Below are 25,457 nucleotides of genomic sequence, written 5' to 3'. Positions count from 1 at the left end.
CAAATTGCCTATACAATAGTTATATCACTCAATTAGTCTGGCTTTGAATGAAAATTACCACGCTTTGTTTTTAAAGATATCACTAATCTGAAAAACATCAAATTAACTTTTGATGTTTTTCAAATACATAAGAACAAGCTCCCCCATTTTTAAATCCAAAATCTTAATTCTATTTTAAGGGCAGGAAAAAAACGGAAAAAACATGATACCAAAAATCAACTCAAAAGCGGAGTACGAAAAAGAATACGAAAAGAGTGTAAATGACCCAAAAGCCTTTTGGGCGGAAAAAGCAGAACATTTCACCTGGCGCAAAAAATGGGACAAAGTCCTGGACTGGGAATTCGATACCCCTAGCGTAAAATGGTTTGAAGGCGCAAAGCTCAACATCACCGAAAATTGCATCGACCGGCATTTGGAAAGTCGGGGTGACAAAACCGCCATACTCTGGGAAGCCAACGAACCCGGAGATTCTCCTGTAAGTCTGAGCTACAGGGAAATCTACCACAAAGTCTGCGCCTATGCCAATGTGATGAAAAAACACGGAGTCGGAAAGGGCGACCGTGTCTGCATTTACATGCCCATGATTCCCGATTTGGCCATTGCCGTATTGGCCTGCGCCAGAATTGGAGCGGTGCATTCAGTAGTTTTTGCGGGATTTTCCTCCAAAGCCTTGGCCGATCGCATCAATGATTCGGCCTGTAAAATGGTCCTGACTTCCAACGGAATGTACCGAGGCAAAAAGCAAATGTCGGTAAAATCTGTGGTCGATAAAGCCCTGGAAAATTGCAGTTCCGTAACAGCCGTATTGGTCTCCGAGCGATCGGATGAAGCTGCCGATATGAAAGCCGGACGCGATTTTTGGATAGAAGCCGAATTAAAAACCGTAAGCGATGAATGTCCTGCCGAGGAAATGGATGCCGAGGACATGCTCTTCATCCTTTATACATCTGGCTCTACAGGAAAACCAAAAGGCGTGGTCCACACCTGTGGCGGTTATATGGTTTTTGCCAATTATTCCTTTGCCAATGTTTTTCAGTACGAAGAAAAGGACATTTACTGGTGCACGGCCGATATCGGCTGGATTACCGGACATACCTATATTGTTTACGGGCCATTATTGGCAGGCGCTACCACCATGATGTTCGAGGGCGTTCCCACCTATCCAGATGCGGGGCGTTTTTGGCAGGTCTGCGAAAAGCACAAAGTCAATCAGTTTTACACCGCCCCGACTGCCATTCGCGCCCTGATGAAAGATGGAACAAGTTATGTGGAAAAATACAATTTGGAAAATTTAAAAGTACTGGGCACCGTGGGCGAACCAATCAATTACGAGGCATGGCAATGGTACCACAAATATGTGGGCAAGGAAAAGACACCCATTGTAGATACCTGGTGGCAGACCGAAACGGGCGGCATTATGATTTCCTCCCTACCCAATATCACGCCACAAAAACCCAGTTTTGCAGGATTGCCACTGCCGGGCATCCAACCCGTTTTGCTGGATGAAAAAGGCAAGGAAATTACGGAAGCCGATGTGGAAGGATACCTCTGTGTAAAACATCCCTGGCCATCTATTTTGAGGACTACTTATGGCGATCACGAGCGTTGCAAGCTCACTTATTTCTCACACTACAAAGGCTATTATTTTACGGGCGATGGCGCTAAAAGAGACAAAGACGGATTGTTCAGGATTATCGGCCGTGTAGATGATGTAATCAATGTTTCGGGCCACCGCTTTGGAACGGCAGAAATAGAAAATGCCATAGATGAGCACAAAGGCGTGGTAGAATCGGCAGTGGTCGGTTATCCGCATCCGGTGAAAGGACAGGGCATTCACGCCTATGTCATTTGCAATGATTCAGTGGACGACAGCAATAAAGATGAAAAACGCGCTGAAATCTTAAGCATTGTAGAAGATGAAATCGGGAAAATTGCACGCCCAGAGCGCATACAGTTTGTAAGCGGATTGCCCAAAACCCGCTCGGGAAAAATCATGCGCAGGATTTTGAGAAAAGTGGCAGAGGGAGAAACTTCTAATTTGGGAGATACATCAACCCTGCTCGATCCGGAAGTTGTAGAAGAGGTGATTGAAGGGGCAAAGGAGTTTTCAAAATAAGAAAAGCCATTTCAAGTGCTGCAATCAAAAATAAGGCACTGAAGTGGTGCTAAATTTCACCTCAAACGGACGGCTATTTGCAGAGATATTATAGCCGAGACCGTTATTTGTTGGTTGACACGATACTAGTAGCAAAATGAACAAGGGCCTCTGCCTTTGCTTTCAGCGGCATCTTTAGAGATTTTAGACATTTCTCCTTTACAACTTTTCACCCCTTTGCAATTGCTTGAATTATGGTATTTAGTGGCACTGCTTCCCCCACAAATGAGTACTGTATTTTTATCAGTCAAAGTGTTGCTCTCATTTTCAAAAAGCGGAATTTCTGTTTGGGTAGATTCTGCAAAAGCAATTTTTTCTTCCTTGCTTATTTTTCTCCAGTCCCATGGCGCCATTGGCTCATCCTGACTCCAAAGCCCGATCTTGGCGGCTTTGGCTTTTACTTCCAGTTTATCAAGTGAAGCATCATCCTAATATTTTTTATAATGCCAAGCATATCCGTTTTCTACCAAAAGGGCATTGATGCTTTTTTCACCGAAATATATATCAGCAATTACTCTTTTGTATTTATCTTCTCCAAAAGACTCAAATTTAATTTCCTGATAAAGAAACTGCATTGCAAATTCAGTGGCTTCTGCGCCATAAGCCTGATCGTATTCAGGACAATCAATTCCATTTAACCTGACTTTGAATTTTTCGCCATTGGCAATTATTTCAAAAGAATCTCCATCTGTTACTTTTGCGATTACTCCATTTTGTTTTTGGGCAAATACTGCAGTAAATTGAAGAACAAACAGGGCAATAAATAGCACAGATTGAATTGATTTTTTCATTATTAGGTTTTCAGGAATTTTTAAAATTTCAATTTAAGGAAGTATCAAAATAGTGCATGCATCTGATTATCAACACATTGTTATTATCAGAGCTGGAAGCATTAGAAAGTCCATTAGAATAACATTAATCAAGGAGCCAACCTGCCGTACATTCTCGGGAAAGGAATGGTTTCTCGGACATGGTGCAACCCGCAGATATAGGCCACCATTCTTTCCAGTCCCATGCCGAAACCGGCATGTGGCACGGATCCAAAACGCCTTAAATCCAAATACCACTCAAAGGCCTCAATGGGCAATTCGTGTTTGTGAATTTGCTCTATCAGATAAGTTTTATCTGTTTCACGCTCTCCGCCACCTACAATTTCTCCATAGCCTTCCGGTGCCAAAACATCCACCCCTTTTACATAATCCGGATTTTCTTCATCCTGTTTCATGTAAAAAGCCTTGATGGCTTTGGGCCATTTATAGACCATCACAGGGGTTTCAAACAATCGGGTCAAAACCGTTTCATCAGAACCGCCAAAATCATTTCCCTGAACAAAGTTTTTGGCCGATTCAATCCATTGCGGGATATAATCTGCTTTTTCCTTCAGGTCTTTTATCTGCACTTTCAACTGGTCAATTTTACTCTTGTTGAAATTCACAGCGCCTTTTTTCATTCCGCCTTTGGCAATATTGGCTTCTCTTTCAGCAATATCAGCTTCCGCCTCAATTATTTGCGCATTGATCAGTTTGAGGTCATTTTCAAGCGTTTCAATGGAGTTTTTACCATTCACATCTTTTTCCCCTTTTATGATTTTCACTGCATCATCATAGGTGATGCGCGGGAATGGTGCATCGGCAGCTTTCAGACGTTCAGTATCGCGCTCGATAAGTTCAAGTTCCTGGGCACAGTTTTCTACCACATCCCGTACAATAAATCTGAAAAAACCCTCAATCAAATCCATGTCCTGATCCAGATCGAAAAAGGCCATTTCCGGCTCTATCATCCAAAATTCCGACAAATGCCTTCTGGTCTTTGATTTTTCTGCACGAAAAGTAGGGCCAAAAGTATAGATCAGGTTGTGTGCCATTGCCATAGCCTCACCATACAATTGACCTGATTGAGAAAGGTAAGCCGGTTGTCCGTAAAAATCTGTTTCAAACAGTGTTGAAGTTCCTTCACTGGCATTGCTGGTAAAAATGGGGGGATCCATTTGTATAAAATCCCTTTCCTGGAAAAAGCGGTGAATGCCAAATATAATCCTGTTGCGAATGCGCATAATAGCCCATTGACGCGTAGAACGCAACCACAAGTGCCGCTTGTCCATCAGGAAATCTACACCGTGTTCCTTTTTAGAAATGGGATATTCTTCCGCTTCGGAAATGATCTGCAATTCAGAAACCTGAAGTTCATAGCCTCCAAGCTGACGCTCGTCTTTCAATACTTTTCCTTTCAGCTGCAGAGAACTCTCCTGGCTTAGTCTTTTAGCATCTTCAAATTGTGCTTCTGGCACATTTTCTTCATTGACCACGCACTGGCAAAAACCACTGCCATCTCTCAATATGATGAAAACCAAACCCTTTCCTGTTCTTTTGTTTGCTACCCAGCCTTTCAGAGTTACTTCCTTCTGCTCGTGCTTTTCCAGCGCTTTAATCAAAACATCCATACTTTCTGCTACTTTAAATACTAAAAAGAATGTGCTAAATTAATTATAATTTTGGCACAGGCCTTAGAATATAAGGCTAAAAGCAACAGAAATGTTACATCAAAAACTTTCACAAAAGCAATTACAGCGGCTCTCGCCTCAGCAAATTCAACTGATGAAATTGCTGCAGGTGCCTACAGCTCAATTGGAGCAGCGCATTAAGGAGGAATTGGAGTCCAATCCTGCTTTGGAAGAAGGTTCAAATGAGCAGGAAGAATTTGATGCCCAGGAGCCGGAAAATACAAAAGCAGAAGAAAAAGATGAACAGGTTGCTACCGATGAATTAGAAGATATTGACTTGTCAGAGTATTACGATGATGACGATATTCCGGACTATAAAACCCGTAGCAACAATTATTCTGCCGATGATGAGGATAAGGAATATCCTGTTTCGGTTCAAAGTACCTTTCACGAATATTTGGTTGACCAGGTTGGTCTGCTAAACCTGGATGAACAGGAAGAAAAAATCGCTTTGCAAATAGTTGGCAGCATAGATGACGATGGCTATCTGCGTAGAGATGCAGCGGCCATTACCGATGATCTGGCTTTTGGTCAAAACATTATAGTAAATGCCGATGAAGTCAATGAAATAATTCAGCAAATTCAACAATTTGACCCGCCCGGAGTGGCAGCGCAAAATCTTCAGGAATGCCTGATGATTCAGCTTGAAAAAGCAAATGAGAATATCATTATTAAAAAAGCAAAACAGGTAATTGGTAAATATTTTGAACTGTTTTCTAAAAAACATTACGACAAACTTCAAAAACAATTGGACCTGGATGAAGACGAGTTAAAAATTGTATTGGATGAAATTCTAAAGCTGAATCCCAAACCCGGAAGTGCCTATGCTTCTTCATCAAAAGAACGACAGTACATTACCCCTGATTTTTTCCTCAACAACAAAAACGGGGAGCTGGAACTGACCCTAAATGGCAGAAATGCACCCGAGCTTTCTGTAAGCCGGGATTATAAAGATATGCTGGAAGCTTATGATAAATCGGAAAACAGCAAAAACAGCAATGAAAAACAGGCAGTGCTTTTTATCAAGCAAAAAATAGATGCAGCCCGCTGGTTTATCGATGCCATTCAACAACGTCAGCAGACGCTTTTGAAAACCATGCAATCATTGATGAAAAAGCAGTACGACTTTTTTATCAGCGGGGATGAAACCAAGCTAAAACCCATGATCCTAAAAGATATCGCTGAAATGACCAACCTGGACATTTCTACTATTTCGAGGGTGGCCAATAGCAAATATGTACAAACAGAATTTGGCATTTACCCGCTGAAATATTTTTTCTCGGAATCCATTTCTACTGACAGTGGGGAAGAAGTTTCAACCCGTGAAGTAAAGAGCATACTTTCAGATATGATAGAGGCTGAAAACAAAAAGAAACCACTTTCTGATCAAAAACTAATGGAAGGACTGAAGGAAAAAGGCTACAATATTGCCAGAAGAACAGTAGCTAAATATCGCGAACAATTGGGCATTCCTGTTGCCCGCTTAAGAAAAGAACTCTGAGATGAAGGCTTTTGCATACCTGCTTTCCGTGTTTTTTCACCCCATGCTGCTGCCTTCCTACGCACTTTTGTTGATCGCTTTGGTTTACCCGCATTTTTTGTCCAATCTTACCCGCGAGGAAGTAGTAAGACTATTGGCAACCATAACCACCAATACGCTCATTTTTCCCATATTGGTGATCTTCCTAATGAAGAAATTGAATTTTATCAATTCATATGAAATGAGCGATCGCAAAGAACGTATCATCCCATTTATCGCCATTTCCATTTTTTATTTCTGGACATTTATGGTGGTTAAAAGCCTGGGTATAGGTGGCTTTATCAATGATATTATGCTGGGAGCCAGCCTTTCCGTATTTGCCGCTTTTTTCTTCAATCTTTTTATAAAAATAAGTGTGCATACCCTGGCTTTTGGCAATTTTATTACATTGCTTGTTGCGCTCACTTTTATGTCGAGCTATAACCTGGAATGGCCGCTTGCACTTGTTATAGTTGTTGCCGGAATGGTGGGTACTTCCCGACTGGTACTGAAAGCGCACAATAATGCTGAAGTATTTATGGGTTATGCCATTGGCTTTGCCTGTCAGTTTATAGCGTTCAATATTGATTTAAATTTTTTAAACTAAAATACCATGTACGATACACTTATCTTAGAAATTAAAGAAGGCGTAGGATACATTACCTTAAACCGCCCCGATGTCTATAATGCCTTTAATGATGCGCTGAGTTTTGAACTGCAAAAAGCCCTGAAAGAAGTAACAAAAAGCCCTGATGTTCGGGTGGTAGTGCTTACGGGAGAAGGCAAAGCATTTTGTTCAGGGCAGGACCTTAAAGATGTGCAGGGTGCTGAAAACAGAAACCTGGGCGAATCGGTGGTGAAACGCTACAATCCCATTATCCGCCTGATGCGCAATATGCCCAAACCTATTGTTTGTCGCCTGAATGGCGTGGCAGCAGGTGCAGGTTGTTCGCTGGCATTGGCTTCTGATGTAGTGGTGGCTGCCGAAAATGCGAAATTGATAGAAGTATTTGTCAATATCGGTTTGGTGCTGGATTCCGGCTCTTCTTACTTTCTGCCCAGAATTGTGGGCTCCAACAAAGCTTTTGAGCTGAGTACGATGGGCACCAAAGTTAGCGCAGCAGATGCACTGGAATTGGGTATGGTCAATAAAGTGGTGCCTTCCGAAGAATTGGATGCTGCGGTAAAGGAATACACCGATTATTATGCCAAAGCGCCTACCAAAGCCATAGGCATTATGAAAAAAATGCTGAACAAATCCTTTCACTCCGATTTGGATACCATGCTACAGGAAGAAGCCTACGGACAGGAAATGGCTGGTTATTCCAAAGACTACAAAGAGGGCACTACGGCCTTTTTGGAAAAAAGAAAACCTGAGTTTAAAGGGGAATAATTGGAGAGTTTTATTGATTCGTAGCGAGGGCGCTATGAATAGAGGAATTCTGGCGAATTTTGGAAATCAAAAAAAACGCCAGTAAATTAAAATACAGACAAATATTGGATTCTTGAAAGGATGGGAGGAAAAATAATATGCCTAAGACCATACTAATTCTCCAGGCAACTAATCTACTGGTCAACTAAATCCTACAATCCATTAAACGATATCCCCAGCGAAAATGGGGTAACAATGGGGCCGCGATCTTTCTTAAAAAGGTTGGTCAGGTTGTACACTGCAAGTACGTTAAAGGGGCCATAACCAATTCTGAAAGTAGCTGCTGCTCTGAATTTCAACAAATCCTTTTGGTTGATGTCCTTAATTTTTTTGGTATCGCCAAAGCTATCTGTAAAGCGTGTTTTAGTATGGCTCTGAACCAGTACGCTACCTTTTACTCCAATGGCCATTTTAAAAGCCTTGTTATTGTTGTTTGGTTTAGCCCTGTAGCGCAATTCCAATGGCACATCCAGATAAACCAGTGTGAGTTTATTGCCCTTGAGTTCATCCATAGTATAACCACCTTTTTGGTCGCCATCGCCAATAGGTCTGAAAAAACTCGTTGAATCGGTTTTTACGATTTCTGAATTGTTGTAGATATGGCTGGTACCAATACCGATACCAGGCGCAAAACTGAACCTGGACTTTTTAATGATCATGTCATACATGAAATGAAAATTAAATCCAAGGGAATGCCATTTGGTCTGCAGGCTATCGACATTGTGAAACCAGTTGTCAAAGGTCAATTCCACAACCACTCGGTCGCGGCTGGCAGTTTCATTAATGGTAGTCTGAGCTTTTTCCTTTGATTTGGAGAAATCATCTTCTGCTGTATCTTCCTGGGCAAAAGATGGCGCGATGCTAATACAAGAAAAAATTAAAAGAAGAAAATATTTCATAGCTATGTTTTTCAAGCCACAAATTTAGCTTTTATCCGCAAATAATAAAGGCTTATAGATGATGGGGCTTAATGATTACCGATAAAAAACAGAACTTATGGTGCCAAGGGTGGATAATTTTGCCTGGTCATTGCCTTTTTCCTGCTTTTTCTAATCCGCATTTTGCCGTTATTCACATAGTAGCTGCGCACTTTTCTTTCCTTGAATATGCGTGTCTTTATCCTGTTGGCAAAAAAGTAATCGGCCTGCACACTTTCTTTTCTGATATCTAAAATATAATAGCCGTGGGCAAAAAGGTCCAAAAATTTAATATTGGGATTGAAGCTCCTTGTAAGTAATTTAAAGAGCAGCATTCTTTTTTCCAGGTTTCTTGATGAGATAGAAGGTGTAACAAACTCCACACCCCAATTATTGGCCAGTCTTCCGCGCCTGAAATTGCTTTTGGGCAAATGACTGACTATGGCCGTATGGATGTCTCCGCTCAGCACCACCAAATTGTCAATATTGTTTTGCTCAACAATGCTGCGAAGCCTATTTCTCTCTTGTGGATAGCCATCCCATTGATCGCTGTTGCCAACTTTGGTTTTGTCGAAAATCGGGTTTTTAATCAAAAGGGGCGCCATCATAATTTGCTGCCCCAGGATGGTCCATTCGCTCTCAGAATTTGCCAGCGTATTTTCTATCCATTGCATTTGCTCCAGACCCAATAAATACCGATTTTCTTGATTGAGCAGCGTATCTTTTATATCAATTCTTCTACTCACAGGTTTGTCTCTTCCTATTATTCTCGCATCTAAAATCAGCAAATTGAAGAGCTTTCCAAATTCAAAATTCCTGTAAATTTTTATGGGCTTGTCTTCTTCCGGCAGTCGTATGGGCAACCACTCGTGATATACCTTTATGGAACGCGCCAATCTTTCTTCCCAATCTCCTTCTGTTTCGGGTTGATGGTTTTGAGCGCCCGTTCGCCACGCATTGTTGGCATGCTCGTGGTCGTCCCACACGCATATCCAGGGAAATTGGCGATGGGCTTCCCTTAAATTTGAATCGAGCCGGTAGAGGCGATAACGGTTTCTGTAATCTTCCAGGCTTACAATTTCATGTTCGGGATAGTTGTACCTCACCCGTCTTTTTCTAAACTCTATGGTGGGTTCTTTGAGTGCATAGCTGCCATATTCATAGATATAATCTCCGAGAAAAACCACAGCATCTGCTTGATTTCTATCGACCATGCTTTTATAAGCATTATAGTAGCCAAATTCATAATCCTGGCAACTTGCCACAGCCAACCTAACGGCATCTACTTCTCCATCAGCAGGGAGGGTTTTCGTTCTGCCTGTCAATGAATATGTTTCCTCAAAGCTGAATCTATAATAGTACCAGGTATTGGATTGCAGCCGGTTGGCATCTACTTTTACGGTGAAATCATTTGCTTTATGGGATATGGCAGTACCGCTGTTGGCAATGTCTTTAAAAGCGGTGTCCCGGGCAATTTCCCAGAAAACAGAAATACTGTCCGGGCTGTTTTCAACATCTACTTTTGTCCAAAGAATCACACGATCCTGAAGCGGGTCGCCCGATGCTACGCCATAATAAAATGGCGAGAGTTCTGGATTTTTTAGCGCATCCAGCGGATTTTCTGCCTGTAAGTGAGAAAGACTGATTAATATCCAGGAAATTGAAAACAGAAAATGCAACAAGTACAATCTTAAGGTCTTTTAATTGGCCTTACAATGTACATGTTTTGCTGGAAAAGTGCTCATTTCACATGAGTAAATTTATGTGAAAAAATGCGTAATTGTTTCAGGATTGCTGATTACAAATCCATTGTTGTTGAATTAGTACCTTAGGGTTCAATTTCAACCATTTTTTAGCAGAATATTTTTCATGCCCCATGAAAAGCCTTGTAAACATTGGTCATTCAGAAGGAAATTATTTTATCCCACATTATGCAATTGCTTTTCAATTGCATAATTTGACGAATGAAAATCAATAGCTTATCATGAAATGGTGATTATCATTGTCAGGGCTTACCAAATTTAAATTTTAGGTCTGTTTAGGTAGCCAATGTAGCCACAAGGCAATCCCGCAGTAGCCACAAGGCATGCCTTGTGGCTACTGCGGGATTGTGCTACTGCTGGGTTATGGTTGACAATTCTTTTGATCTTACCTCTTTGGTTCTGGCTTGTCCAGGTTAGGATACTAAAAACCTATCCCAACTCCATCATCCTTTTAATGGTCGCATCAATAGACGCTGCAATTTCCGCCACACTGGTATCCATCATATAACAGGGCGTGCTGACTATTTTCAGCTTTTCATCAATCACTTGTTCCTGTACTGTTTTCATTTCTGCTACAGCTCCGGCAGTTTCCATGCCCTGGCTTATGGCTTTAATATCGTATGGAGATTTTTCCTCCGTAGTACCCACGGTTAATTTGGCTTTTAGCTTGCTGCCTTGCAGGGCTTTTGCAATTACGGTTGGCCCCATGCACATGGCCGCAATTGGTTTTCTGGCTTCAATTGTTTCATTGATAATGCGCTTTACTTCCAGGTCAATTTCTCCTTCGGGACCGGAAAATGCCCATTTGGTCAAATTTTTTGCAGCGCCAAAACCTCCGGGAATGGCCAATGCATCAAAATCATCGGCTGAGACTTCTTTTAAATCTTTCACATTGCCACGCGCTATTCGTGCAGATTCTATTAATACATTGCGCTTCTCGTCCATTTCCTCGCCATTCAGGTGATTCACCACATGGTGTTGATTGATATTGGGCGCAATGCCAAACCATTCTGCACCATTTTTCTCTATGGCCAAAAGCGTTAAGACCGTTTCATGGATTTCAGAACCATCATATACGCCACTGCCTGATAATAATACTGCTACTTTCATTTTTAATGTTGATTTGGTTTCTCGGGTATGATATCAATATTTTTTTGAACGACCAAGTCCATATTGCCTAAATTTAAAGCGCAAAGATGTCCCATGCCTCTTCTGTTTTTATACACACAACCACCATCAATGCTTATCACCATCTCCTCGTTTTCAATTTTCTCTTTGATTTCAGTATAAGGTGTGGGCGTATGTCCATGGATTACTTTCTTGCCTTTTAACAAGGCCGCATCATATTCCATATTTCTTTTCCAAAGCAACATGCGCCTGTTTTCAAAGGGGTTTTTATCTGCTGTTTCAAAGCCGGCATGTACCAGCCAATAATGCTCTAGTTCAATGAATAATTGCGTGTTTTGAATGAGCTGAAAATAAACTTCACCAATATCATTAACGCTCCACTCATTGAAACTGTCCAGCGTTATTTCACCGCCATTTTTCATCCACAGTTCAAAATCCTCTGGAGATTTCACTGAATCCAACATCAAATCTTCGTGATTGCCCATAAGGCAATGTACGGGCAGTCCTTTTCCCCTTAATTCAAAAATATAATCAAAAACACCTTTCGAGTTGGGACCACGATCTACATAATCGCCCAAAAGGTAAAGCGTTTCGATATTTGAAAGGCCGATTTGTTCTTCCACCAATGCCCTAAAAGTATCGGCACATCCGTGAATATCGGAGATGGCCCATTGAGATTTTCTGCTGGTTTTTGAGGGGTTCGGCATAGGCTTTTATTTAGCTTTCCCTTGATTGGCCACACTTTCCATAGCAGCTTTTATTGCATCTTGATCGCCCAGGTAATAATGTCGAATGGGCTTTAAATCATCATCCAATTCATAAACCAAAGGCACGCCCGTGGGTACATTTATTTTCAGGATTTCCTCCTCGCTAACATTATCCAACATTTTAATAATGGATCGTAGGCTATTTCCATGCGCGGTAATCAAAATGTTTTTGCCCGATTTAATATCCCTCAAAATTTCTCCTTCCCAATAGGGCTGCGTTCTAGCCACATTGTCTTTCAAGCATTCTGCCACGGGAATATCTTTTTTGCCCAATAATTTGTAGCGCGGATCATTTCCGGGATATCTTTTGTCGGTCTTTTTCAAAGCAGGAGGTGGGGTGGAATAACTTCTGCGCCAAACCAAGACTTGATTTTCACCGTATTTTTTTGCGGTTTCAGCTTTGTTCAATCCCTGCAAAGCCCCGTAGTGCCTCTCGTTCAGTCGCCAGTGTTTGATAACGGGAATCCACATCTGATCCATTTCCTCTAGCGTAATCCACAGTGTTTTAATGGCTCTTTTCAAAACTGAAGTATAGGCCATATCAAATTTGAAACCTTCCTCTTTAAGAATCTTTCCGGCTTGTTTGGCCTCCCTTTCTCCTTGCTCGGTCAGCCCTACATCTTTCCAGCCCGTAAATCGGTTTTCCTTATTCCAGGTGCTCTGCCCGTGTCTCAGTAATACTAATTTTCTCATCTTTTGTGCTTATCATGCAAAGTTAAAAACAATCAAGTGTTATCTATGGAAAGCATGTAATGATTAAATAATTATCTAACTCAGGTTACTAAAAATAGAATAATTGTCCCACAGTAGTTTTCGCATTAACTTTGAGCCTAAATAAGTTTTAGATGATTCAATATAAATCAAAGGAAGAAATAGAATTGATAAGGGAAAGTGCGCAATTGGTTTCTAAAACACTTGGAATTATTGCCAAAGAAGTAAAACCAGGAGCCATTCCTTTGAGTATAGATAAGTTAGCGGAGGAATTTATTCGAGATCATGGAGGCGTACCCGGTTTTTTGGGTTTGTACGATTTTCCAAATTCTTTGTGCATGTCGCTGAACGAACAAGTAGTGCATGGCATTCCCAGCGAAAAACCCTTGATAGAGGGCGATATTATTTCCATTGATTGTGGCGTAAAAATGAATGGCTATTATGGCGATCATGCCTATACCTTTAAAGTGGGCGAGGTGTCAGATGAAGTAAACAAATTGCTGGAAGTAACGGAAAGAAGCCTTTATCTGGGCATAGAGCAAATGCGCGAGGGCAATAGAGTAGGTGATATTTCCTATGCTATTCAAAGCTACACCGAGAGTTTTGGATATGGAGTGGTTCGAGAATTGGTAGGACATGGTTTGGGTCAGAAAATGCACGAAGATCCGGAAGTGCCCAATTACGGCAAGCGCGGAAAAGGCAAAAAACTACAGGAAGGATTGGTTTTGGCCATAGAACCAATGATCAATATGGGAACGCACCGAGTGGTGCAACTTTCTGATGGCTGGACCATTGTAACTGCCGACAGAAAACCCTCTGCACATTTTGAGCACAATGTGGCTATAGTAAATGGGAAACCTGAAATATTATCTACTTTTGATTATGTAGAAGAAGCACTGGGGATAGTGAAACATGAAAAAGCATGAATTACAATATTGAATCAAAAACCATTGCCGTTGATTTTGACGGGACTATTGTAGATCACGAGTATCCAAAAATTGGTAAAGAAAAACTCTTTGCTTTTTCATCCTTAAAAAAATTGCAGGAAGACGGGCACAAATTAATTCTCTGGACATATCGTGCCGGTCCTCTATTAGAAGAAGCTGTAGAATTTTGCAGAAAAAATGGCATTGAATTTTTTGCTGTTAACGAGAGCTATCCAGGTGAAAAATTAGATGAAAATACAAGCCGTAAAATTCATGCAGATCTCTTTATAGATGACAGAAACCTTGGGGGATTTCCCGGTTGGGATAATATTATACAGCAAATCAGAGGAGAAAACTCAGAAAGCAATAAGCAGCGCAAAAAGAAAAGCTTCTGGGACAAACTCAGGGGCAATTGATATAACTTTATAGTATGAACATGGGGCTTTCAATCACAGAAGAAAATTATATCAAAGCCATTTTCAAACTCTCTGAAAATAGCCTTGAAAACATTTCCACCAATGCAATAGCAAGTGAAATTAAAACAAAAGCGGCTTCTGTAACTGATATGCTCCAAAGGCTTGCCGATAAAGATTTGCTGCGCTATAAAAAATACAAAGGTGTAAAGCTTACTTCAAAGGGTAATGATGTAGCAATTGATTTGGTGCGAAGACACAGACTCTGGGAAGTGTTCCTGGTAGAAAAATTAAATTTTAACTGGGATCAGGTGCACGAAGTAGCCGAAGAGCTGGAACATGTAAGTTCTCCTTTGCTCACATCAAGACTCGATCAATTTCTCAACTTTCCTCGCTACGATCCGCATGGAGATCCTATTCCCGATAAAGATGGGAACATCCCTTATTTCGAAGAAAAAAAATTAAGCGAACTGGAAAACGGTGACAAAGGAATTATAGTAAATGTAAATGAGCAATCCCCTGAATTTTTACAATACTTAGACAAACTCAATATTGCCATACAATCCAAAGTCGAAGTACTGGAGAGCAATGATTACGATGGATCCAGGCAAATAAAGATCAATAATGATACCAGCGTCTTCACCAGCCACAAGGTTTGCAAAAATCTGATAGTCAAAAAAATTAAGTAAAAAACTTATCCTATTGTAACTCTTTGTTCTGTTTCGCGTATTAGGGAGGGTATTCCTTAAATCAAAAAAGCACAAACAATGAAGAAATCAGCTTTCGCCTTAATCGGCATTATTTCCGTAAGTTCACTTGGCTTTCTCGCCTTTAAAAGCAGCGATTCAGATAAAGCTTCTTATCAGGTAGAATATAAAGTGGAATGTGACAAATGTACAGTCTCCTACAGAAACAAAGATGGTGAGTCTGAAGTGGTAAAAAATGCTGAGAACTGGAACCTTAAGTTTAATGCCCCTAAAGGCAACTTTGTATATGTATCAGCAACAAATACCAAAGGAAAGCAAGTTAAAGTAACCATTCTAAAAGATGGTAAGCTTGAAGTCTCTGACGAGAGTGTTAAAGAATTTGTATCAGCTCGTGTAGGGACTATTTTATAATATCTTTTTGCAAATCACTAAATAACTGAGCAGAGTTGTCCTATGGACGCTCTGCTTTTTTTATTTCTGTTCTGCAGTAATTCATAGCATGAATAATTTGCTTATATTTATTTGAATTATCAATAGCTATATCGAGTTTTCAAAAAGCGGAAAATGAATACGACAAGCCTTCCTGCTTTCAGCGACCTGCTCAATTTGTTTTTCCCGGACAATTGTCGTGCTTGTGGTCATCGCTTATTGAATGGAGAGGAAATAGTTTGTTTGCACTGCTGTGACCAATTGCCGGAAACAGATTTTCATTTGCACGAACCCAATATGATGTCTAAACTGTTTTGGGGCAGAATTGACATTCAATATTGTTTGGCCGCATATTTCTTCTTTAAAAAAAGCAGCATTCAAAAGTTGATGCATCAATTGAAATACCACGGCAAAACAGAGGTCGGGATGTTTGTAGGCAAAAACTATGGCCTAAAACTAAAACACGTAGATTTTCACAAAGCATTTGATTTGATAATTCCCGTTCCCCTGCACAAGAGAAAGCAGAAAATAAGAGGCTACAATCAAAGTGATTTTTTTGCAGCCGGACTATCAGAGGCTATGGGCATTCCCTGGTCGGGTGAGGTAATGAAAAGAAACATCTTCAGCCAGAGCCAGACCAAAAAAAGCAAGTACCAGCGCTGGGACAATGTCAGTAAAATATTTTCAGTAGAAAAAACAGACAAAGTAAAAGGCAAACACATTTTGCTGGTGGATGATGTTGTTACCACAGGCTCAACTTTAGAGGCTTGTGCACTGCAACTGCACCGCGCAGAAGCTGCCAAAGTCAGCCTTGCTGTAATTGGCTATGCCCATTCCTGATTTTCACGGCTATTAATCCTATTTTTGTGCAATAAATACGCCAGCAAAGGCGTAATTAAAATTTTCTATCAATACTTAATATGTACTCCTTCGCTTGAAGACTTTCATAAAATACACCTTGTTTTCTGTTTTGGCTTGTGTGCTTGTTTTTTCAAGTTCCTGCCGTAAAGATCGCTTTTTCACAGAAGGAGGAGAGGTATTGCGATTTTCTGAAGATACCCTGAGTTTCGATACGGTATTTACAACCCTGGGTTCTACTACCAAAGCGTTGAAAGTATTTAATGACAATAAACTTTCGGTAAAAATAGCTGAGATTAATCTTGTAGGTAGCAACAGCTCAAATTTTAGATTGAATATTGACGGAGTGTCTGGTAATCAGGCCAGGGATGTGGAAATCGGGCCGCGCGACAGTATTTATATTTTTGTGGAAGTAACGGTTGATCCCACTAATTTGAACAATCCCTTTATTATTGCCGATGAGGTGGAATTTCACACCAATGGCAGTAGGCAGACAGCAGTGCTCAGTGCATGGGGGCAGAATGCCAATTTTTACAAAGCAGCTGAAATCTGCGATGAAACCTGGACCAATGACAAACCCTATGTTTTGCTAAACAATACTTTGGTTCCTGAGGATTGCTTCTTGAGAATTGAAGAAGGCGTGCGCATTTATGTGGGGCCCAATTCCGGCTTTTTTGTTGAAGGCACCCTCCAGGTTGAAGGAAACAGGGAGAATCCTGTCTCATTTCAGGGAACTCGACTGGAGGAGTTTTATGATGATCTGCCCGGGCAATGGCCGGGCATCAGTATTTTGCGCGGCAGTGAAAATTCTTATATCCGCCATGCGGAAATCAGAAATGCAAATTTTGGCGTTTCAGTGGGTTCCGCTGCATTAGACAGTGCCTGTCGTTTTAGCGAAGTGTTCAGAGCAGATAACGCTCCGGATCTTATGATAGAAAACACCATTATCAGCAATAGCCTTAGAACAGGCATAGCAGGATTTTTTTCTGCTATATCTGCCAATAATCTGCTTGTTTATAATAGCGGAGATTATTTGGTATCACTGGGTTTTGGAGGTGCTTATGAATTTGTACATTGTACTTTTGCCAATTATGGAAGCGCAGCTATTAATCACCAAACGCCTTCTGTTTTTATGAGCAATGTAGCAGGAGTAGAATGTGAAGGACAAACACAAATATTTCCTGCAAGTTTAGATGCTAAGTTTTACAACTCCATTATTTACGGATCGCTTGAAAACGAAATAGAGTTTGGAGATATTGGCCAGGGGGTGCCTTTCGATGCACTTTTTGACCATTGCCTGGTACGTTCGGAAATTGATACGCTGCCACAATTTTTTCCAAATACTATTTTTAATGAAGATCCTCAATTTGTTGATCGCCCTGAAGGAGATTATACTTTAAACCCCGGATCCCCTGCTATAGATGCCGGGGGGGATAATTCTCCACAAATAATCAGTGAGGATTTAGCAGGAAATATGCGCGGAAGCAACCCGGATATTGGCTGTTATGAAAATCAAAACTGACACAAAACTTTTTACTTTTTAAAAACTGTTTTATTTTGCTCCAAATCACTTTGAATTTTGAGCATCTTAAAAAGCTTTTATCAATTCTTTCCTGTTCAATTGCTGATTCTGCATGTGAAAAAACATCAGATATTGCTGTTGTTTTGGGTGATGCTCTTTCTTTTTATCAGCAATCAGCTCGGCAATGAATTTGGCATTGCCTATCTTTTCTTAGATCCCGAATATTTGGGAGAAGTGAGTTTTCTGAGTTTTGCCCTACTGGGCTTTGCAATTGGGGGGTTTTTTATGGTGTGGAATATCACTACTTATATCCTCAATAGCAATTACTTTCCATTTCTCGCCACTTTTAAAAGACCTTTTGCTGTTTATTGCCTTAACAATGCGTTGCTTCCCCTTGCATTTATTATCACCTACATCATCTTGGTGTACAAGTTTCAGATGAAGAGCGAATTTATCAAATACCAGTTTATCCTCATAGATATCTCGGGTTTTCTTGCAGGGATTGTTGCCAATGTGGTTTTTTCTGCCATTTATTTTCAAACCACCAACAGGAATATTTTCAGCATGTTTGGCAATAAAATTAAAGAAGTAGCGCAGTTTGAAAATAAAATGAAAATTCGCCAAAATTTGCTTTGGCAGGAAAAAAGCAAGGAAGCAGGTGAGTTTTCAGTCAGGACTTATTTAAGCACCTCATTAAAAATACGGACAACGAGAGAAGTGCAACATTACAATAGTGATTTGATTAAAAAAGTATTTGAGCAGAACCACTCCAATGCACTAACAATCCAGATAATCTCTATTTTGCTTTTGCTCGGTTTTAGTTTTGTAGTGGACAATCCCTTGTTTCAAATTCCGGCAGGTGCAAGTGCACTTTTGGTTGTTACTATTTTAATATCCCTGTCGGGCATTCTTGAATTTTGGTTTTTGAGATGGCGTGCCTTTATTATAATCCTGCTATTAGTAGGACTTAATTTTTTGATAAAAAACGAGGTTATCAATCAAAACAGCCAGGCTTTTGGAATTGATTACAATCAAGCTCCTGCAAATTATTCCCTTGGTGTTTTGGATTCCATAGCTTCCAGGGAAAATATAGAATTTGACAAAGCCAATACCATAAAAACACTGGAGGCCTGGAAGAAAAAAACCGGGGAGAAAAAACCCAAAATGATCATCACCAATTTTAGCGGTGGCGGGTTGAGCTCTACAACATTTGCTTTTAGCCTGATGCAAAAATTAGACAGCGTTTTTAATGGAAAAATCATGGACCACAGTGCCCTGATGTGTGGTGCGTCTGGAGGAATGATGTCTGCTGCATATATCAGGGAAATATATCTGCAAAAGCAAATGAACGACACCATAAAATTATATGACAAGAAATACACCAATAACATCTCAAAGGATATGCTCAATCCTATTGTTTTCACTTTTGCTGTAAACGATCTTTTTTATCCCTTTCACAAAATCACTATTGGCAACAAAAAATACAAACTCGATCGTGGCTATTCTTTTGAAAAACAATTTCACATCAACACCAATTATGCCATAGATAAAAGCCTCGGAGATTATAAAGAATATGTTGAAACAGGTGTTATTCCTATGCTTATTACTTCCCCGACTATCATTAATGACGAGCGCAAAATCTATATTTCCTCAACACCTGTGCGCTACCTGATGCGCCCATTCAACAAGCACTATCAGCCTGATTACAAAGATGTGGACGGAGTGGACTTTCTATCGCTTTTTGAAAAGCACAAGCCTCTTGATCTCCGGCTTAGCACGTCTATAAGAATGAATGCAAGTTACCCCTATATTCTGCCAAACATTGCACTGCCCAGCACACCTGAAATTAAAGTTTCAGATGCCGGATTTCGCGATAATTATGGAATAGAAACCTCTATTCGATTTATCCAGGTTTTTAAAGAATGGATAAAAGAAAATACAAGCGGTGTGATTTTACTGCAAACAAGAATTGTGGGGAAAAACATAGAAGTAGAGAAATATGACCGTAATACCATTACCAATCTATTCCTCGACCCGATCAGCAATTTATACACCAATATGTTTAAAGTACAGGACTATCAGCACAACTACTTGCTGAGCTTTGGTGAGGAATGGCTGGATGGCAAACTCGATTATATTGTTTTTGAATACCGCCCAAAAACCAAAGAAGAGGAAGCATCGCTCAATTTACACCTCACATCCAAAGAGAAAGAAGATATTCTTACAACGCTCGAACAACCGCATATACAATACGGTATTGAAAGGTTGAGAAAGCATTTTAGCCCGGATAAAAATTGAATTTTAGAGATTGAAAAATAATGCTGTAGCGATTTGCTAAAAAAGCATTGTTTCAAAACCTGATGCATTACACTTACACTCCTATAATTGCTTAAATTTACGGCAGTAATTTTTTTATAAATAAGCACAAAAGAAGAAAATGGCAAGAGATCAGCAATTGTTCGATATCATTGAAAAAGAAAAAAAGCGACAGATAGAAGGTATAGAACTGATCGCATCTGAAAATTTTACCAGCAAGGCTGTAATGGAAGCAGCCGGGAGTGTTTTGACCAATAAATATGCAGAAGGCTATCCGGGAAAAAGATACTATGGTGGTTGTGAATTTGTAGATCAATCGGAGCAACTTGCTATTGACAGGCTTTGTGAACTTTTTGGCGCGGAATATGCCAATGTACAACCGCATTCGGGCGCACAGGCCAATGCAGCTGTAATGCTTGCAGTTTTGAATCCCGGAGATGCCATTTTGGGTTTTGACCTTTCTCATGGGGGTCACCTGACACACGGATCTGCCGTGAATTTTTCAGGAAAATTATACCGGCCAAATTTCTATGGAGTTGAAGCAGACTCAGGAATCATAGATATGGATAAAGTGGAGGAAAAAGCAATGGAAGTAAAGCCAAAACTCATCATCTGTGGAGCATCAGCTTATTCGCGCGACTGGGACTATGAGCGTTTTAGAGCCATTGCCGATAAAGTTGGTGCAATCTTGCTGGCAGATATTGCACATACCGCAGGTTTGATTGCTTCTAAGCTATTAAAGGATCCCATGCCGCATTGCCATATTGTAACTTCCACTACTCACAAAACGCTGCGCGGACCAAGAGGTGGTATTATTATGATGGGAAAGGATTTTGACAACCCATTTGGTTTGAAAACACCAAAAGGAAGCATCCGAAAAATGTCGGCAATACTCAATTCAGCAGTATTTCCAGGCACACAGGGCGGCCCCTTAGAACATATTATTGCCGCTAAAGCTGTGGCATTTGGCGAAGCACTGAAGCCGGCATTTAAAGATTATACACTTCAGGTAATTAAAAATGCCAAAGCGATGGCCGCTTATTTCACTTCAAAAGATTACAAACTCATTTCAGATGGTACGGACAATCACCTGATGCTGATTGACCTGCGAAATAAAAATATTACCGGAAAAGAAGCTGAAGCACTGCTCGGTGAAGCCGATATCACGGTAAACAAAAACATGGTGCCTTTTGATGATAAATCTCCATTTGTAACATCAGGCATTCGCATTGGAACAGCAGCCATAACTACACGCGGCATGAAAGAAAATGAAGCAGAAAAAGTTGCCGCCTGGATAGACCTACTGATCTCAAATCGGGAAGATCGTGAGCTGACCGAAAAGACCAAAGCAGAGATCAATACTTTTGCCTCAAAATTTCCATTATTTCCTGAGTTGTGAAATGGCTGATCACATGCATGTTTTTTTTCGTGCTGCTTTTCAGCAGTTTAAATACACTTGCATCTGAAGCACCCTCGACTCTTTTTAAAAAAGGAGAAAATGCATTAAAAGCAGGTGACTTCGAAATTGCAGCAGAATATTTCGCTCAATTTTTAGAAGCAAAACCCGATAATCAGGCTGCGCTGTACAACCTGGCATTGAGTCATTATAATGACAGCAATCCAAGATTGTGTTTAGAAAACATAAAGCAGATCAAATACTGGAAAAAGCAAAAACGCTTATTGAGCCTGGCGGTGTGGTGTGCCTACAATTCGGAAATGAAAGACAGTGCCCGCCTGTGGTTAAGTACTGTTCCCGATGGAGAAAAAAATGCCGATATGCTTTTGCTCAAAGGCCGATTATTACTCCCGGAAGATCCTGGGCAAAGCAAGCTGATTTTAGACCAGGCTTTGCTTTTAGATCCCGGATTATTGCAAACACTCTACTATCGCTCAAAAGCCAATTTAGCATTGAATGATACCGCTGCTGCTCTCAAAGACCTAAATATTTTGCTTACCCATCGCAAAGCAGCAGAAGCATATGGCTTGCGCGCAGCTATCAAAAAAAGCAGAGGAGATACAAAGGGAGCAATGGAAGATTACCAATCGGCTTTTGATTCCGATCAACAAGTACAATGGAAATATGCGCAATTAAACCTGATGACAGAACAGGGAAATTACCGGCAGGCCAGAGAAATTGCTGCAATTATTGAAAAAGATTTCCCCGAAGAGCAAGCTAAAATCCAGCCCATTGAAAATAAACTCATGTATCTCGATTGGATCAACAGTTATTGGCTGTATGGTCTTTTAGCTTTAATACTGCTGCTTTTACTGCTCTTTTTATTCCTGTTCAGGAATTGATCAGCTGATAACTTTCTTCCCCAAATTTTTCCCGCAAATAGTAGATGCTGTGAGCAATCCGCTTAGAATTGCAGCTCCAATTCCGGCAGTTACAATATCCTGTCCGGTAAGGAAAAGGTTTTTTATCGGAGTTTGTACACGCAAAAATTTCAATTCAAAACGATCAGGACTGTGCGCAATACCATAAATTTCACCGTGCTGATAATTGGCAAAATGCTTTGTGCTCAATGGCGTTGACAATTCATAGGTATCAATCTTGCCTTTGAGTTGTGGTTCAAAGCGGTAGAGCTCTTTAAGCATGCGTTGGGCAATTTCTTCTTTAAATGCTTCATACTCAGCTCCTCGCTTTTTCCAGCGGGTGCCTTCCCATTTTTCAAACCACTCATAAGGGGCAAAACCAATTATCTCAATGGTACATCTGCCCGGAAATCGATTGGTAAAATCCGGGTCTTTTGCACCCGGAAAAGAAATATAGGTCACCGGAAATGGCGCAGCAGGGTCTTTTACAAAATTCTGCAGATTTTCATCGTGATTATAATTGTCAGGATATATCCAATAATTGGCTTTGGGAATTTTCAATTCTTCGGCTGTATGCTTAAGTCCGATATACAGGCTCATGTGCGAAGCAGAAGGCCGTACTTTATCCAATTGCTTTTTCATCCCGTTTAGCTGCGCAATTTTTCCAGGTATTAATTTTTCATAAGTGTTTTCAATGCCGGCATTGCTCACAATTTTATCTGCAAAAATTGATTTGCCATCTGCCATTTTCACACCAACAGCTTTGCCCTTTTCAATAATGATTTCTTTTACCTCTGCATTGCTGAACATTGCGCCATCTGCTTTTTCAATTACAGGCAATATGGTTTCTGCAATTCTGCTCGAACCACCTACGGGATAGTAACCTCCATTGAAATAATGCTTTACAACCATTGCATGCATAGCAAAACTGCTTTCAGAGGGAGTCAATCCATAATCTCCGTATTGACCTGTCAACACACCAATTAGTTTTTTATTGTCGGTGATTTCGCGCATGACTTCCAAAGTTGTTCTGCGGGCGTATTTCAGGTATTTTCTGCGCATAAAATAGCCAAATAAAAAACTTAGCCATCCGGGAAGAGCCTTTTCTTCATAAAAGCTGCGAGCTGCTACTGAAGCTTTGTACACGGTTTCTGTATATACATCAATTGCTTTCTGATCTATTGCATCGGGAAAATATGTTTTAAGCTTTGCTTTAAAATTATCGACTCCTTTTACCAGTTGGTACTCTTTATCTCCAAATACAATACGGTCATATACTTCTCCCATATCTGCCCATTCCAACTGCTCATCTGTAATATAGTCAAAGAGTTTGCGCAATGCGCGTTCCTTTTTTTCTACATTTCCTATGTAGTGGATACCTACATCCCATTCGTAATCTTTTCGGGTAAACATGTGTGTAAAGCCACCCAAAGTATAATGTTTCTCAAGGACCAGGACTTTTTTACCTTCTTTGGCCAAAATAGCTGCTGTGGACATGCCTCCTAAACCGGAACCAATTACAATTACATCGTATTTGCCGTTTATTGGTTGTTGTTTGTAAGAAACACCTGTTCTCATTTGTGCTTGATTAAGCCCCTGAAAATAAGGATTTATATGGAAATGAATTTATCTCAACTTAAATATAGCGCATTGGGCCAATTACTATTGAAAAATCCTTGGTAGGGTATGAATATTTCCTTCAAGTGCCAGTTCTGTATTTTCAAATACTTCTCGACATTCATTCTGCAGTGGAGTCAGGTCTTCATAGCGGCTTGAATAGTGGCCAATCAGCAATTTTTTGACCCCGGCTTTTTTGGCTATTTCTGCCGCTTGAACTGTTGTTGAGTGATAGGTTTCCAGTGCCCGTTCAGCTTTGTCTTTTTTAAAGGTGGCCTCGTGGTATAAAATATCCACTCCTTCTATAAATGGAATGATCTTCTCATTGTAGGCCGTATCGGTACAATAGGCATATGTTCTTTGTTGAGGTGGCGGGTCGGTCAACTCATCATTGGGGATGCGCTTGTCGTTTTTGTCGATATAGTCTGCCCCCTCTTTTAACTTGATGTACCATTCGTGTGACATCTCCAGTCCTTCAATTTTTTCTTTGTTGATCTTTCTTTTCTCTTTTTTCTCCTTAAAAACAAACCCGCAGCAAGGAATTCGGTGGATCATTTCAAGGCTCCGCACTTCAATTTCTTCATCTTCATAAATCAACAGTCCATTTTTAGGTACTATTTCCTGGAATTCCAATGAATAATTCAGCGAAGATTTTGTGTGGCTGAACATGGTCTCAATAATCTCCTTGAGTCCGGGAGGAGCAAAGATCATCAAGGGGTCAGTTCTCCTGTTGAGATTGAATGAAGACAAAAGCCCCGGAAGCCCATAGAAATGATCTCCGTGAAGATGGGAGATAAATATTTTATCAATTTTTGAAGACTTTATTTTGTACTTGTTGAGCTGAATTTGCGCAGCTTCCCCGCAATCTATAAGTATATGATTGTTGCGAATGTTTAAATATTGAGATGTAGGGTATCTGTTTTGGGCAGGAAGTGCAGAATTACTCCCCAAAACAGTAAGCTCAAATTGCATCTAATCCTTGTTTTCTTTCAGGCCACGTTCCAGTTCTTCCATTAAAATATAATCAACTGCCTCATCAATTGTAGGGAAGATATTTAAAATAGAATCCAGTTGAGAAATTTTCACAAGTTTAAGCACATAGTCATTGAGATTAACTGCGGCAAAGGTGCCATTGATGTTTTTGCACAATCTGTTGCCGATCAATATTGCGCTAAGACCGGAAGAATCAACAAAAGTAACTTCTCCCAAATCCAGAATAATATTTTTCACACCACCCGCATTTAAAATCACCAACTCGGATTTAAGCTTGGGAGCGTTTATTGTGTTTAACTTTTCATCTTCTAATTTGAAAAGCGTGTATTTCTCTTTTTTTTCGAATGAAAACTTCATATCCTGAGATTATATTTAATTAAGCACTGAGCCTAAAATAAAATTTTTTTGTCTTTGAGCAAAGCTAATTATTATTTAAGCAATAATAAACGCAATTTTACTAAATTAATC

At 40.3% G+C, this 25,457-nt stretch carries 24 protein-coding genes; 13 read left to right on the top strand and 11 right to left on the bottom strand.

What is annotated here, in order from left to right; translation table 11 throughout:
* Positions 1 to 202: 202 nt before the first annotated feature.
* Positions 203 to 2,116, top strand: coding sequence for an acetate--CoA ligase (acs, locus tag WD048_05145; GenBank protein ID MEX0811583.1), 1,914 nt, complete (start codon positions 203 to 205; stop codon positions 2,114 to 2,116).
* Positions 2,117 to 2,241: 125 nt separating this feature from the next.
* Here the strand turns inward: acs and WD048_05140 are convergent, their stop codons facing one another.
* The 3 genes from WD048_05140 to WD048_05130 form a co-directional block, all read right to left on the bottom strand.
* Positions 2,242 to 2,508, bottom strand: coding sequence for a hypothetical protein (locus WD048_05140; GenBank protein MEX0811582.1), 267 nt, complete (start codon positions 2,506 to 2,508; stop codon positions 2,242 to 2,244).
* Positions 2,509 to 2,583: 75 nt separating this feature from the next.
* On the bottom strand, positions 2,584 to 2,946 hold the full coding sequence (locus WD048_05135; GenBank protein ID MEX0811581.1) for a thermonuclease family protein: 363 nt from the start codon (positions 2,944 to 2,946) through the stop codon (positions 2,584 to 2,586).
* 128 nt (positions 2,947 to 3,074) lie between these two features.
* Positions 3,075 to 4,595 carry an asparagine--tRNA ligase gene (locus tag WD048_05130; protein MEX0811580.1) on the bottom strand — a complete coding sequence of 507 codons (1,521 nt, stop codon included), beginning with the start codon at positions 4,593 to 4,595 and terminating at the stop codon, positions 3,075 to 3,077.
* 91 nt (positions 4,596 to 4,686) lie between these two features.
* On the opposite strand from WD048_05130, the gene rpoN reads away from it, so the two are divergent.
* From rpoN to WD048_05115, 3 genes are read left to right on the top strand one after another with little or no spacing between them, the layout of a single operon-like run.
* Complete coding sequence (gene rpoN, locus WD048_05125; protein ID MEX0811579.1) at positions 4,687 to 6,156, top strand: RNA polymerase factor sigma-54; 1,470 nt, start codon at positions 4,687 to 4,689, stop codon at positions 6,154 to 6,156.
* Position 6,157: 1 nt separating this feature from the next.
* Positions 6,158 to 6,781 (top strand): hypothetical protein, encoded by a 624-nt coding sequence (locus WD048_05120; protein ID MEX0811578.1) that lies wholly within the window; start codon positions 6,158 to 6,160, stop codon positions 6,779 to 6,781.
* A 6-nt stretch (positions 6,782 to 6,787) separates the two neighbouring features.
* Positions 6,788 to 7,567: an enoyl-CoA hydratase-related protein gene (locus WD048_05115; protein MEX0811577.1), complete on the top strand. Its 780-nt coding sequence runs from the start codon at positions 6,788 to 6,790 to the stop codon at positions 7,565 to 7,567.
* A gap of 191 nt (positions 7,568 to 7,758) precedes the next feature.
* Here WD048_05115 and WD048_05110 read toward each other — a convergent pair whose 3' ends face one another.
* The 5 genes from WD048_05110 to gpmA form a co-directional block, all read right to left on the bottom strand.
* On the bottom strand, positions 7,759 to 8,505 hold the full coding sequence (locus WD048_05110; GenBank protein ID MEX0811576.1) for a porin family protein: 747 nt from the start codon (positions 8,503 to 8,505) through the stop codon (positions 7,759 to 7,761).
* A gap of 95 nt (positions 8,506 to 8,600) precedes the next feature.
* The gene (locus tag WD048_05105; protein MEX0811575.1) at positions 8,601 to 10,202 is read right to left on the bottom strand and encodes an alkaline phosphatase D family protein; all 1,602 of its coding nucleotides are present in this window, start codon (positions 10,200 to 10,202) and stop codon (positions 8,601 to 8,603) included.
* 513 nt (positions 10,203 to 10,715) lie between these two features.
* Complete coding sequence (gene elbB, locus WD048_05100) at positions 10,716 to 11,396, bottom strand: isoprenoid biosynthesis glyoxalase ElbB (protein MEX0811574.1); 681 nt, start codon at positions 11,394 to 11,396, stop codon at positions 10,716 to 10,718.
* Between the two features lie 2 nt (positions 11,397 to 11,398).
* Positions 11,399 to 12,121 carry a metallophosphoesterase family protein gene (locus WD048_05095; protein MEX0811573.1) on the bottom strand — a complete coding sequence of 241 codons (723 nt, stop codon included), beginning with the start codon at positions 12,119 to 12,121 and terminating at the stop codon, positions 11,399 to 11,401.
* Positions 12,122 to 12,127: 6 nt separating this feature from the next.
* Positions 12,128 to 12,874, bottom strand: coding sequence for a 2,3-diphosphoglycerate-dependent phosphoglycerate mutase (gene gpmA, locus WD048_05090; protein ID MEX0811572.1), 747 nt, complete (start codon positions 12,872 to 12,874; stop codon positions 12,128 to 12,130).
* Between the two features lie 152 nt (positions 12,875 to 13,026).
* Between gpmA and map the strand changes: the two genes are divergently transcribed.
* The 9 genes from map to WD048_05045 all read left to right on the top strand — a co-directional run bounded on the left by map (position 13,027) and on the right by WD048_05045 (position 22,361).
* Entirely contained in the window at positions 13,027 to 13,818 is a 792-nt protein-coding gene (gene map / locus WD048_05085) for a type I methionyl aminopeptidase (GenBank protein MEX0811571.1), read from the top strand.
* Entirely contained in the window at positions 13,815 to 14,234 is a 420-nt protein-coding gene (locus tag WD048_05080; protein ID MEX0811570.1) for a hypothetical protein, read from the top strand. Before map ends, WD048_05080 begins: the two co-directional genes overlap by 4 nt.
* Before the next feature lie 20 nt (positions 14,235 to 14,254).
* The gene (locus tag WD048_05075; protein MEX0811569.1) at positions 14,255 to 14,920 is read left to right on the top strand and encodes a metal-dependent transcriptional regulator; all 666 of its coding nucleotides are present in this window, start codon (positions 14,255 to 14,257) and stop codon (positions 14,918 to 14,920) included.
* A 78-nt stretch (positions 14,921 to 14,998) separates the two neighbouring features.
* Positions 14,999 to 15,349: a hypothetical protein gene (locus WD048_05070; GenBank protein MEX0811568.1), complete on the top strand. Its 351-nt coding sequence runs from the start codon at positions 14,999 to 15,001 to the stop codon at positions 15,347 to 15,349.
* 153 nt (positions 15,350 to 15,502) lie between these two features.
* Positions 15,503 to 16,207: a ComF family protein gene (locus tag WD048_05065; protein MEX0811567.1), complete on the top strand. Its 705-nt coding sequence runs from the start codon at positions 15,503 to 15,505 to the stop codon at positions 16,205 to 16,207.
* Between the two features lie 94 nt (positions 16,208 to 16,301).
* Positions 16,302 to 17,747, top strand: coding sequence for a choice-of-anchor Q domain-containing protein (locus WD048_05060; protein ID MEX0811566.1), 1,446 nt, complete (start codon positions 16,302 to 16,304; stop codon positions 17,745 to 17,747).
* A 57-nt stretch (positions 17,748 to 17,804) separates the two neighbouring features.
* A complete protein-coding gene (locus tag WD048_05055; protein ID MEX0811565.1) occupies positions 17,805 to 20,045 on the top strand; it encodes a hypothetical protein in 2,241 nt (746 codons plus the stop codon).
* Positions 20,046 to 20,184: 139 nt separating this feature from the next.
* Positions 20,185 to 21,462 carry a serine hydroxymethyltransferase gene (gene glyA, locus WD048_05050; GenBank protein MEX0811564.1) on the top strand — a complete coding sequence of 426 codons (1,278 nt, stop codon included), beginning with the start codon at positions 20,185 to 20,187 and terminating at the stop codon, positions 21,460 to 21,462.
* Positions 21,459 to 22,361, top strand: coding sequence for a tetratricopeptide repeat protein (locus tag WD048_05045; GenBank protein ID MEX0811563.1), 903 nt, complete (start codon positions 21,459 to 21,461; stop codon positions 22,359 to 22,361). Before glyA ends, WD048_05045 begins: the two co-directional genes overlap by 4 nt.
* Here the strand turns inward: WD048_05045 and WD048_05040 are convergent, their stop codons facing one another.
* From WD048_05040 to WD048_05030, 3 genes are all read right to left on the bottom strand, one after another.
* Positions 22,362 to 23,957, bottom strand: coding sequence for an NAD(P)/FAD-dependent oxidoreductase (locus WD048_05040; GenBank protein ID MEX0811562.1), 1,596 nt, complete (start codon positions 23,955 to 23,957; stop codon positions 22,362 to 22,364).
* An 84-nt stretch (positions 23,958 to 24,041) separates the two neighbouring features.
* Positions 24,042 to 24,968 (bottom strand): ribonuclease Z, encoded by a 927-nt coding sequence (locus tag WD048_05035; GenBank protein MEX0811561.1) that lies wholly within the window; start codon positions 24,966 to 24,968, stop codon positions 24,042 to 24,044.
* Positions 24,969 to 25,346 (bottom strand): STAS domain-containing protein, encoded by a 378-nt coding sequence (locus WD048_05030; GenBank protein ID MEX0811560.1) that lies wholly within the window; start codon positions 25,344 to 25,346, stop codon positions 24,969 to 24,971. It abuts the gene before it with no gap.
* Positions 25,347 to 25,457: the final 111 nt, after the last annotated feature.

This window comes from Chitinophagales bacterium, from assembly GCA_040877935.1.
GTDB lineage: Bacteria > Bacteroidota > Bacteroidia > Chitinophagales > CAIOSU01 > JBBDNB01.
This window is presented reverse-complemented; position numbering and strand designations above follow the sequence as displayed.

Coding starts and splice junctions, on each gene's coding strand:
- WD048_05035 (MEX0811561.1), bottom strand. CDS start 24,968: ATGCAATTTGAGCTTACTGTTTTGGGGAGTAATTCTGCACTTCCTGCC.
- WD048_05115 (MEX0811577.1), top strand. CDS start 6,788: ATGTACGATACACTTATCTTAGAAATTAAAGAAGGCGTAGGATACATT.
- WD048_05070 (MEX0811568.1), top strand. CDS start 14,999: ATGAAGAAATCAGCTTTCGCCTTAATCGGCATTATTTCCGTAAGTTCA.
- WD048_05075 (MEX0811569.1), top strand. CDS start 14,255: ATGGGGCTTTCAATCACAGAAGAAAATTATATCAAAGCCATTTTCAAA.
- WD048_05130 (MEX0811580.1), bottom strand. CDS start 4,595: ATGGATGTTTTGATTAAAGCGCTGGAAAAGCACGAGCAGAAGGAAGTA.
- map (MEX0811571.1), top strand. CDS start 13,027: ATGATTCAATATAAATCAAAGGAAGAAATAGAATTGATAAGGGAAAGT.
- WD048_05095 (MEX0811573.1), bottom strand. CDS start 12,121: ATGCCGAACCCCTCAAAAACCAGCAGAAAATCTCAATGGGCCATCTCC.
- WD048_05040 (MEX0811562.1), bottom strand. CDS start 23,957: ATGAGAACAGGTGTTTCTTACAAACAACAACCAATAAACGGCAAATAC.
- WD048_05110 (MEX0811576.1), bottom strand. CDS start 8,505: ATGAAATATTTTCTTCTTTTAATTTTTTCTTGTATTAGCATCGCGCCA.
- gpmA (MEX0811572.1), bottom strand. CDS start 12,874: ATGAGAAAATTAGTATTACTGAGACACGGGCAGAGCACCTGGAATAAG.
- rpoN (MEX0811579.1), top strand. CDS start 4,687: ATGTTACATCAAAAACTTTCACAAAAGCAATTACAGCGGCTCTCGCCT.
- WD048_05030 (MEX0811560.1), bottom strand. CDS start 25,346: ATGAAGTTTTCATTCGAAAAAAAAGAGAAATACACGCTTTTCAAATTA.
- glyA (MEX0811564.1), top strand. CDS start 20,185: ATGGCAAGAGATCAGCAATTGTTCGATATCATTGAAAAAGAAAAAAAG.
- acs (MEX0811583.1), top strand. CDS start 203: ATGATACCAAAAATCAACTCAAAAGCGGAGTACGAAAAAGAATACGAA.
- WD048_05080 (MEX0811570.1), top strand. CDS start 13,815: ATGAATTACAATATTGAATCAAAAACCATTGCCGTTGATTTTGACGGG.
- elbB (MEX0811574.1), bottom strand. CDS start 11,396: ATGAAAGTAGCAGTATTATTATCAGGCAGTGGCGTATATGATGGTTCT.
- WD048_05135 (MEX0811581.1), bottom strand. CDS start 2,946: ATGAAAAAATCAATTCAATCTGTGCTATTTATTGCCCTGTTTGTTCTT.
- WD048_05140 (MEX0811582.1), bottom strand. CDS start 2,508: ATGGCGCCATGGGACTGGAGAAAAATAAGCAAGGAAGAAAAAATTGCT.
- WD048_05065 (MEX0811567.1), top strand. CDS start 15,503: ATGAATACGACAAGCCTTCCTGCTTTCAGCGACCTGCTCAATTTGTTT.
- WD048_05120 (MEX0811578.1), top strand. CDS start 6,158: ATGAAGGCTTTTGCATACCTGCTTTCCGTGTTTTTTCACCCCATGCTG.